At 57.2% G+C, this 9,579-nt stretch carries 12 protein-coding genes; 8 read left to right on the top strand and 4 right to left on the bottom strand.

Annotation, left to right across the window (positions count from 1 at the left end; translation table 11 throughout):
* Nucleotides 1-112 precede the first annotated feature (112 nt).
* From RYH70_RS11570 to RYH70_RS11595, 6 genes are all read left to right on the top strand, one after another.
* On the top strand, nt 113-340 hold the full coding sequence (locus tag RYH70_RS11570; protein ID WP_233916747.1) for a DUF4351 domain-containing protein: 228 nt from the start codon (nt 113-115) through the stop codon (nt 338-340).
* Nucleotides 341-405: 65 nt separating this feature from the next.
* On the top strand, nt 406-918 hold the full coding sequence (locus RYH70_RS11575) for a hypothetical protein (RefSeq protein WP_063141668.1): 513 nt from the start codon (nt 406-408) through the stop codon (nt 916-918).
* 126 nt (nt 919-1,044) lie between these two features.
* Nucleotides 1,045-1,260: a DUF4351 domain-containing protein gene (locus RYH70_RS11580; protein WP_253825222.1), complete on the top strand. Its 216-nt coding sequence runs from the start codon at nt 1,045-1,047 to the stop codon at nt 1,258-1,260.
* Between the two features lie 255 nt (nt 1,261-1,515).
* Nucleotides 1,516-1,776 carry a type II toxin-antitoxin system Phd/YefM family antitoxin gene (locus RYH70_RS11585; RefSeq protein WP_063141726.1) on the top strand — a complete coding sequence of 87 codons (261 nt, stop codon included), beginning with the start codon at nt 1,516-1,518 and terminating at the stop codon, nt 1,774-1,776.
* Nucleotides 1,776-2,084 (top strand): type II toxin-antitoxin system RelE/ParE family toxin, encoded by a 309-nt coding sequence (locus RYH70_RS11590; protein ID WP_063141672.1) that lies wholly within the window; start codon nt 1,776-1,778, stop codon nt 2,082-2,084. Before RYH70_RS11585 ends, RYH70_RS11590 begins: the two co-directional genes overlap by 1 nt.
* 188 nt (nt 2,085-2,272) lie before the next feature.
* On the top strand, nt 2,273-3,292 hold the full coding sequence (locus RYH70_RS11595) for an Rpn family recombination-promoting nuclease/putative transposase (RefSeq protein WP_317009154.1): 1,020 nt from the start codon (nt 2,273-2,275) through the stop codon (nt 3,290-3,292).
* A 116-nt stretch (nt 3,293-3,408) separates the two neighbouring features.
* Here the strand turns inward: RYH70_RS11595 and RYH70_RS11600 are convergent, their stop codons facing one another.
* The 3 genes from RYH70_RS11600 to RYH70_RS11610 all read right to left on the bottom strand — a co-directional run bounded on the left by RYH70_RS11600 (nt 3,409) and on the right by RYH70_RS11610 (nt 5,970).
* Nucleotides 3,409-4,119, bottom strand: coding sequence for a DUF3239 domain-containing protein (locus tag RYH70_RS11600; protein WP_080531068.1), 711 nt, complete (start codon nt 4,117-4,119; stop codon nt 3,409-3,411).
* Nucleotides 4,120-4,317: 198 nt separating this feature from the next.
* Nucleotides 4,318-5,211: a type II secretion system protein N gene (locus RYH70_RS11605; protein ID WP_317009155.1), complete on the bottom strand. Its 894-nt coding sequence runs from the start codon at nt 5,209-5,211 to the stop codon at nt 4,318-4,320.
* Nucleotides 5,212-5,238: 27 nt separating this feature from the next.
* Complete coding sequence (locus RYH70_RS11610) at nt 5,239-5,970, bottom strand: transposase (protein WP_284455569.1); 732 nt, start codon at nt 5,968-5,970, stop codon at nt 5,239-5,241.
* Nucleotides 5,971-6,775: 805 nt separating this feature from the next.
* On the opposite strand from RYH70_RS11610, the gene RYH70_RS11615 reads away from it, so the two are divergent.
* Complete coding sequence (locus tag RYH70_RS11615; protein ID WP_022996532.1) at nt 6,776-7,768, top strand: putative solute-binding protein; 993 nt, start codon at nt 6,776-6,778, stop codon at nt 7,766-7,768.
* Nucleotides 7,769-7,898: 130 nt separating this feature from the next.
* Here the strand turns inward: RYH70_RS11615 and RYH70_RS11620 are convergent, their stop codons facing one another.
* Complete coding sequence (locus RYH70_RS11620) at nt 7,899-9,068, bottom strand: putative solute-binding protein (protein WP_394356132.1); 1,170 nt, start codon at nt 9,066-9,068, stop codon at nt 7,899-7,901.
* Between the two features lie 391 nt (nt 9,069-9,459).
* Between RYH70_RS11620 and pqqA the strand changes: the two genes are divergently transcribed.
* Complete coding sequence (gene pqqA, locus RYH70_RS11625) at nt 9,460-9,531, top strand: pyrroloquinoline quinone precursor peptide PqqA (protein WP_081586962.1); 72 nt, start codon at nt 9,460-9,462, stop codon at nt 9,529-9,531.
* Nucleotides 9,532-9,579: the final 48 nt, after the last annotated feature.

Below are 9,579 nucleotides of genomic sequence, written 5' to 3' on the forward strand. Positions count from 1 at the left end.
GGAACTGGCGGGCCTACGGCACAGCTTCGTAGCGTGGTTGTACCGCCGGCTGCCCCAATGGATGCCGGGCGTAACAATTCCTCAAATGCTGAACTTGCAGGAGATTCAGGAGATGACGCGCAACAGTGCACAGGAATGGAAGGACATGCACCACCAGGCTGGTTTGCAAGAGGGGCTCGTCAACGAGGCCCGTAATATCCTGCGACGCCAACTGGTACGCCGCTTCGGCTCTCTTTCCGAACGTATCGAAGCCAAGTTGAACGGCGCCAGCCGGGAACAGCTGGAAGATTGGATCGACCGGCCCTACGAGGTGGAAGAGCTGGAAGACGTCTTTCGTTAAATATTCCCTATCATCATAGCCGGGCACCTGAAATATGCCATTCAACGGTCCGATGAGACAGAACCATGAAGCATTCAGATTTTTACATCGGCTTGGAATTTCTCGGGAGAGCAGGCTTTCGATGGCGTTGTACAGATGTTGGCACTCGCACCATTATTGCCATCCAGGTCGACAAAAATGATCCCAATTGGTACCAGGGACCGCCGTTTATTGCGAAGGAAGTCGTATTTGATGAAAAGGACATTCCACACTGCTTTTTGACCGAAACGGAAGCCATTACCAGCGCCATACGGGAACACAACACGAGCGGACATCCAGGCTACCCTTCGGAGGCGGTATTCCGGATGATGGATGAGCGGAGTGCACACCATTACCCGCATAAAGGGGTGCTACGATTTGATAGAAAACGTGCGGATGGAGAAATTCTTCACCCTTATGCTGGCCGGAAAGAGGGGGACACCTGGATAATCTCTCTTTATCTGCCATTTCAGAATGTCTACGACTCGATGCCAGAGAGCGATTTTATCGCACTACCCCGGGCCTCAGCCGAGGACATACGTGCCAGGGTCGACAGCTAATTCCGATATCGCATTCAGAAGAACGACCCTAAAGTCTTTTTCGTAGCCTGGCTACCACTCCGTCTGCCCCAATGGATGCCGGGCGTAACAATTCCTCAAATGCTGAACTTGCAGGAGATTCAGGAAATGACGCGCAACAGTGCACAGGAATGGAAGGACATGCACCACCAGGCTGGTTTGCAAGAGGAAGCCCGTAATATCCTGCGGCGCCAACTGGTACGCCGCTTCGGCTCTCTTTCCGAACGTATCGAAGCCAAGTTGAACGGCGCCAGCCGAGAGCAACTGGAAGACTGGATCGACCGGCCCTACGAGGTGGAAGAGCTGGAGGACGTCTTTCGCTGATCAGGTTGGGGACCGGGAAAGGAAGCCTTCCTACACTACCCATCACTTCCGGCTGACAGGTCTTTCCGCCAGGGCTGACAGACCGGGACTTTTCTTCCCTCCATACTAGCTTCGGAAAACGGCAACTGGATTGCCTGCATGGAGGGCTCAAAACCCGCTTTCCCAGGGGGCACTCCTTTACTGTCAAAATGACCTTGGCCAAAATAGAGCGATTCGACTATATTGACCGAATCGAACGATTTTATGGAAGCGATCATGGATACCCTTTCCGCTAATGAGGCCAAGACTCACTTTGGCGATATGCTGCTACGGGCACAGCGCGCACCGGTTCAGATCAGCAAGAACGGCAAGCCCGTGGCGGTGGTCATTTCCGTTGATGAATATGAAGGGCTCGAAGTAGCGAAATTACAGCTGTTGCAAGCCAGGGCCGCTCAGGCAAAAGCGGATATCACTGCCGGCAACCTGGTTGACGGGGATGCGTTCTTCGATGAGCTGGAATCAGGTCAACACGACTGATGGCGGCACCGTATCGCCTGACCCTGGAGGCCCGGAAGGACTTGATCCAGATTCGCCGTTTCACTCTGCGGCAGTGGGGCCCCAAGCAATCCCGTAAGTATCTTTCGGATCTTCGGCAAACCCTGCGGTTGTTATGTGAAACGCCGTCCCTCGGCAAACCCAGGCCCGAACTCGGGGCCGGCGTATTCAGCTTCCCCCATGTCAGTCATGTGATTTATTACATCGTGTACAGAAGCCGTTTGGTGATATTCGGTGTGCTGCACAAACGCATGGTCCCTCTCAACCATCTGGCCGATCGTCCTCTTTGAGCGAAGACGCCTTTTCGGTGTAGCCTCGATTCGCTTGCTGGCAAGCCTCCCACAGCGGCTTCGCGGCATTCTAAGGGAGCCTTCCTACACTACCCGTCACTTTAGGCTGACGGTTCTTTCCGTCAGGGCTGACAGACTGATCACGGAGTGCGCGTCATATTACTCCCCTGCTGATTTGGGGAGGATTCATGGGGGAGCACGACACCGCTTATAAATTTCTGTTTTCGCATCGCGCTCTGATGCGGGATTTGCTGTTGGGGTTCATGGAGGGTGATTGGGTCCGGGAGCTGGATCTGGATTCACTGGAAAAGGTCAGTGACGGCTACGCTACCGGCGATCTGCTTAGCCGCCACAATGACGCGCTCTGGCGGGTACGTTGGAAACGCGAATGGATTTATCTCTATCTGATGCTGGAGTTTCAGTCCACGGTGGAGCGCTTCATGCCGGTGCGTATCCTCACTTACATCGGTCTGCTGTATCAGGACCTGATCCGGCGTGAGGAATTGAGCCAGGACCGCCGGTTACCACCGGTACTGCCCATCGTGCTGTACAATGGAAAGGGACGCTGGCGCGCTCCGGTGGCCCTGGACAATTTGATTCAGCCCCCTCCCCACGCCGTGCTCCCCTATTTGCCCCGGCTACAGTTTCTACTTTTGGATGAGGGCGCTCTGCTTCACGAGGGCGCCCTGCCTGGGCAGCGTAATCTGGTCGCCGCTATATTCAGGCTGGAGCAAAGCCAGGCCCCGGAAGACCTGTCTCGGGCCTTCTCCCATTTGCTAGAATGGCTCAAGGGGCCTGAGCAGAGTGAACTCAGACAAGCTATTCTGGAATGGCTACATCGCCGGGGCCCCAGTCTGGCTCCGGAAATCAGCTGGCGGGAAGTTCGAAACTTACAGGAGGCGAACACCATGCTGGAAGAACGCATACAAGAGTGGAAAGCCCAATTCCGCCGGGAGGGGCTCACCAAAGGCCGAGAGGAAGGTCGGGAAATAGGTCTGGAGGAAGGCCGAGAGGAAGGCCGGAAGGAAGGCCGGGAGGAAGGTTCCACCGCCGAGGCCCGAAATATTCTGCGGCGTCAGTTGGCACGCCGTTTCGGTACAGTCCCTGAACACATCGATGTCAAACTGAACGGCGCCAGCCGGGAACAGCTGGAAGACTGGATCGACCGGCCTTACGAGGTGGAAGAGCTGGAAGACGTCTTTCGCTGATCAGGTGGGGCCGGATTCGGTATCACGGCTCACGAGCCGGGAGCCGCTTGCGAGCAAGTTTGCCACAGCGGCTCCCCAGCTCCGCGGGAACCAGAAATACCAGAGTCCTTTTTGCTTTACGGCTTGTCCGTTTGCCGCAGCGCCGCGTCGAAGTAGATCACCTTGTTGTTCGGTGCCGCTTTCATGGCATCCTTGAGTTCCTGCAGCACCGCCCATTCATCCACATCATCCACGTCCTTCGCCGTGAGGCTTTCGGTCACCTTTTTCACCAAGGCCGGATCGTCGTACCCCCAAGCCACCGGACGAGGCTGGAAAATGCTCCAGTAACCGTTCCCCGGCATTCCAAACATCGACACACAGGGCACTTTCTCATCAATGGCGATGGTGTGATGGGGCAGCTGCTTGACGGGCAGCTTCAGACAGCCCCACACCAGATCCACATCTTCCTGGCCGCGCATATCGGCCAGGGCCAGTAACGTCAGTGGCTGGGTATCGATCACGATGGCGGGGATCAGCAGACCCTTTTCATAAGCGATGTCCTTGAGATCGTCCGGCTTGGGAAAGCGGCGCAGGGCGAAGAGGAGCAGTAACGTTACCACCAACAGGACCAGCCACCAGGTGGTATTGCCACTTTTATAGGAGGCGAAACTACTTACTCCGGTGAACACGGCAAGCGCGATCACCACGAAAAACAGAGGGCTGAACTTGCTCGGATATTCGTCATAGGTCTCCATATGAACGGGATCCGGCGGCATATTCATGGCCCGTGAGGCAAACGTATCATTCCAGGACTCACCAACCTGACCAACCCGGCTGTCATCGGTCATTCCGCTCTCCTTGCACAAGGGATGATTCGAACGGGAAAACACTAGCACATCCTTCTGGTGTTCCACAGCTTGAGGATAGCGTGCCTGTGCCCCTCCTGATCCGTGGGAGCCAGCCTGCTGGCGAATAGAGCACAAAACCAAAATAGATTCGCCAGCAAGCTGGCTCCCACAGCGGCTTCGTAGTGTGAGCTATGGGAGCTACCCGCCCTCGGAGGGTTTCGCGGTCAGGGCGGCCATGCCTCGAATATCGCTCTTGCCGGTGCGATACTCGATCAGAAACTCCTTGCTTCCCCGCCTCACGATGATCTCACCAATGCCGCTATCCACCACGGAGCGGCGGGCCAGCAGGTCGTCTTCCTTGGTACCGAGCGGATAGCCATTGGCGGAAAAGATAACGTCGCCTTTTTGGAAGCCGAACTTCTTGACCAGGTCACCCTCTTCATCGATCACCCGGTAGCCATTGGCTGTCTCCGGGCTCACCGGCTCGACGCCCATGGTTTTCATGGCCTTTTCCCGGTCACTCAGCAGCTTTTCCACTTCCAAATCGTCTTTCTTGTCATCCCGAGCCGGCTGTGCCGAGGCCACGATCCCTGGCATCGCTTCCCAGTCGAGTAGCGGCAGTTTCTCCAGGCGCCCTCCCCGCTTGAGCAACACGTGATCCACCCGTAATGCATTCAGTGTGGCGCCACGGACCAGCTCATCGCCCACGTGATACAGCCCCGCTTCGCCACCTTCCGGCTGGATGATCGCCCAGCCGTGCTCGTCCACCCGGTTATGGAAAACGCCGAGCAAGGTGAGTTTCATCCGCGTCTCTGGTGCATCGGAATGCGCTTCGGCCGTGCCGCTCTCGGACAGGTACTCGCCGAACAGATTCCAGCCCGCGATCTCCGCCTTTGTCAGCGCCAGATCTTGCGCGGACGCGGTTAAGGGAAGACCATCCGCCGACATCCGTTCCGGCGGTTTAGGGCCGTGGATCAGCAACCCCGCGGTCCACACCACCAGGTACACCAGCACGCCAAGCAGCGCCAGCGATATCAGGTAGCGTGCGGCCCGGCCCAGCACGGCGATCAGAGTAGGACGATTCATTGTCATAGGACCTCGTGATCAGCACGCCCGCGGCTATTCTTCACTGTCGTCGCCGGGAGGGCTGTCACTGTCCTGACTTGGCCTCTTCCTGGGCCTCCCCCGGGGCCGGCCATACACGCGCTCGCCGTACTTTTCCGCCACTTCCCGAATAAAGCGGTCCGAGCCGGTAACCAGCCCGCGAGTAACGGCGTTGACGATGAAGTCCACTTCCTTCGGGTTGTTGCCCAAACGCAGGTATTCCCGGTAAGCGAAACGGCGTTCGTCCCGGTTCGTTCCCAGACGCAGGTACTCTTCCGGATCGTCCAGCCAGCTGGTCTGAGTCTTCTCGCAACGCATGCGCAGACTGCTGTGGGCGTACTGGTTGATCTTCTGCACCAGCCCCCGTGTCACCGGCAACAGCTCGATCATTCTCATGATGGTCAGCACCCACTGGCTGGGTTGCACCGGCGTGGACAGGAAGCGGCTTTCCCAGGGCGACTCCTCCCCATGGATCTTCTTGAAGAACAGCGCGGTGCGGCAAGACAAGCCTTTCATGAAGCGGGATACTTCCGTGGCCCGCCCGGTGGGGGTGATCAACAAATGGACTTCGCCGGGCAGCAGACACCAGGCGTGGATCTCGACTTCGTACTCCCTGCGCAATTCCAACAGCTGCCGCTCGCAGTAGTTGAAATCCACCGTGGTACGAAAGATCGGGCTGCCGTCTCGGGTTTTATGCACTACATAGTGAGGGACACCTTGCAGCAAAACGCGTTCCTTGCTGCTCATAGCGCTTCTCCTTGTTATTGATTTCGCTGAGCTTCCCCGGCCCAGACTGCGCCGGGCTTACATAACATTACTTCCTGGTACGGTTATGAAACTAAAACCCTAACGCTTTTAGAGCTCTTTAGGAACCCTTTAATATTTACAGTCGTGCACTTTTAATAAGACAATGATTTTGTATTTCCTGTCCCCTTTTTAAGCACCCCGTTTAAAGCCTTTTCCGGGATTAGCAAACGCTCACTTGATTACAAATCGGTGTATATTGAAACCGCCTTTGTATACCCGTTTTTGCGCCTTTCTCAGGTTCTTACGTCCGGTTTTTTGCATCCACACACAGGAACCAAATAAATCGCAATAAGCGCGTTTCCGCTTAGTCATTTTTTTTGCCTCCGATCGCCCCCTAGAGTTCACTTGTTCGCTCTTTATGAGAGGTAAACCCGCGCGGTTTACAAGGACGGCATTGGCCTCTTTGGCAGCGACGACAGGATTTGGGGACGCTCCTTGGCCGCTGACATCGGATCAGCTGCCAAGCCGTGTCCTTCAGGTCCTTCCCCAACCACCGCGCCACACCGGTCCGCCAGCAAAGCAATTGGCTGTTTCTGCTGCTTTCCATGGCGATGCGGCCAGTACGGTAAATTGATCGCCTCCATACCCGCTGATACATTCAAACGCGTATCGTCACGATGCCCTGAGCGTCCGGTATGACCTGTTTTTCAAAGCCCTCGTGGACGCGTTTCCACACACGCCTAGCGAAGCCAGCCTCTCGACAGCGAAAACAGACCCGATTTTCTGTCGGATCACGGAGCCCCCAATGAAAAGAACCGCGTTGTACTTGCTTACCCCCCTGCTCATCGCCCTCTCCCTGCCCACCCTGGCGGAACCGATCAAGCGCAAAGTGTGCGTGTTCGACATCGTCGGCAACGCCGGGCCGATCATGAACAGCGCCCGCGACTGGAAGACCACCGCTTTGTCCTGGGGCCTGGATGTGGAACTGCTGCCCTATACCAGCGAGTTGATCGCCACCGAGGATCTGAAGGCCGGTGTCTGTGACGCCGCGCTGGTGACCGGGATCCGCGCCCGCGGATTCAATAAGTTCGCCGGCACCATCGACGCCATCGGCGCGGTGCCCAGCATGGATCACTTGCGCATCATTTCCCAGGTTCTGGCCAGCCCGAAGATGGCGGACAAGTTGGAAGGCGGTAACTACTCCGTCGCCGGTTTCGCGCCGGCGGGCCCCGCTTATATCTTCGTCAATGATCGTAAGATCAATACGCTGGACAAGGCCGCCGGCAAGAAAGTGGCGGTGCTGGAATACGATGAAACCCAGGCCGGCCTGGTGTCGCAGGTGGGCGCCACGCCAGTGGATTCCGATGTCACCAACTTCTCCACTAAATTCAACAACGGTTCGGTGGATGTGATCTTCGCGCCCCTGGCGGTCTATCAGGCGCTGGAACTGTATAAAGGGCTCTCCCCGGACGGCGGCATCATCGACTATCCGCTGGTGCAACTGACCCTGCAGGTTATCGCCAAGACCGATCGCTTTCCCAAGGAGATGTTCCAGAAATCACGCAGCTATTTTTATGAGAACTTCGACCGCTTCCGGCAGCAGGTGGAACAGGAATCAAAAGCGGTGGACCCAAAATGGTGGGTGAAAATTCCCGATGAGGACAAAGCGGAATACGAATTGATGATGCAGGAAGCTCGCGATCAGCTCCGCGATCAAGGCTATTACGATCCGGACATGCTGACCATCATGCGCAAGATCCGCTGCAAGCTGGACGCCTCCCGGGCCGAGTGCACCTGAGGTTGTCGGCTGAAGCATTAACTCTCTTCTGTAGGAGCCTGCCTTGCAGGCGAATCACCCTGGCGGTGGAAGAAAAAGCATTCGCCAGCAGGGCTGGCTCCTACAGTAGTTGGAAATCGGGGCAGCTGCTCTATTCCACCGGATTGACACATTCTCCCCGGTTGGGGTCCAGCTTGCAGCGCACCTTGCGTTCCAGAGTCAACATATCCGCGCTGTAATACCCCTTCCCGCGCAGGGTCAAACGGGCATCCTGCATCATCATCTCGTACTCGCGTTTATCCTGATCCGGAATTTCAATCCACCAGTGATCCGGCACCTTGGCCTGCTCTTGCGCCAGGCGAGCCATGATCCGGTCGTAACCGTTGAAGAATTCCTCACGCACCAATTGCGCCACTTCATTGGGGAATTTATCAGCGCGCCCGATCAGCTGCATGGTGATCTGCGCCAACGGGTAATTGATAATGCCACCATTGGGGCGCATACCCTTGTACAGCTCCAGCACTTCATAGGCCACGATCGGCGCCGCCAGCACATCCACCACACCATTGTTGAATTTGTTCGGCGCGGAAACGATGTCGGAATTCACCGGCGTGGCACCGATCTGCGCCACCATTTCCGCTTGAACCGGATCGTAATCCAGTACTGCCACCCGTTTGCCAGCGGCATTGGCCAGTGTGTTGATGGCACGGTCGTTGACGAAGATATAAGCCGGCCCGGCCGGGGCGATGCCGAGCACCACATAACCGTTGGCTACCATGCGCGGCGCCACTTTCGGGCTGGCCATGGCGCGCAACAACAGCTTCATGTGATCGTCGGAAGGCAGCGCGCCGATGGCGTCGATGGTGCCGGTGTATTGATTGAACAAACGGGCGCGCAGGCCACTGATCAGGGCGGCGTCGCAAATCCCGGCTTTCAGATCCTCCACCACCACGCTTTCGCTGGTGTAAGGCACCATTTCCAGATCCACCCCGTACTTCAGAACCCGGCTCCGCTGATCCTCGGCGGCCTTGAAGATAGGGCCGGCGCGGCCGGCGATGTCCCAGATGCAGATACGCCGTTTAACCGGCTCTCCCGGCTTATAGCCAGCCACTTTTTGCATTGCCTGAATACGCTCATCCAGCGAGCGCTTCTGGTCAAAGGCGATGGCGCGCAGCTTGTCCGCCAGCTCCGGGGTCAACGTTACTCCGGGGGCGAAGCGTTTGATCTCGGCCTGCTGCGCCGGGGTCAGATCCAGCGCCTTGTCGGCACCGGCAGGGAGAGAAACGGATAAAACCAGAGAAACACAAAGCAGCCGTAAAATACGCACGAAACCTCCGGTCAGCGAATCCGATGCCTGGGCTTCGCATTATGGGCAAGCCGTCTGGCGAACGCCTGACCAAAGCGACATGGCGAGGGGCGTTGATGCCAAGCGGAAGCGTGGCTTGCCCTGCAAATTCGCCAGCAGGCTGGCTCCCACAGTTCGCGCTACGAAGCCGCTGTGGGAGCTTGCCTGCAAGCGAACGTACCCACACCGGAGGCCGGGATTAGCCAGACAGGGCTGGCTCCTGCAAATGTAATCACCGCCGAGTCGGGCCCTATGGACCGGCACATTCAGTACTAAAGTAGCAGTGATCCGATTCCCCGGGCAGTGCTCAAATGAATCGGCCGATCACGGCCAATCTCTGACACGAATAACAATCGAGGAGCTCGCTATGTGGACCAAACCCAGCTATGTGGACATGCGCATCGGCTTTGAAGTCACCATGTACATTTCCAATCGCTGACGCTGGTGCCCGCGGGCCCGCGCTGGCGGGATCCGCGGGACCAGGCTC

This window comes from Alloalcanivorax xenomutans (genome assembly GCF_032810065.1).
GTDB lineage: Bacteria > Pseudomonadota > Gammaproteobacteria > Pseudomonadales > Alcanivoracaceae > Alloalcanivorax > Alloalcanivorax xenomutans.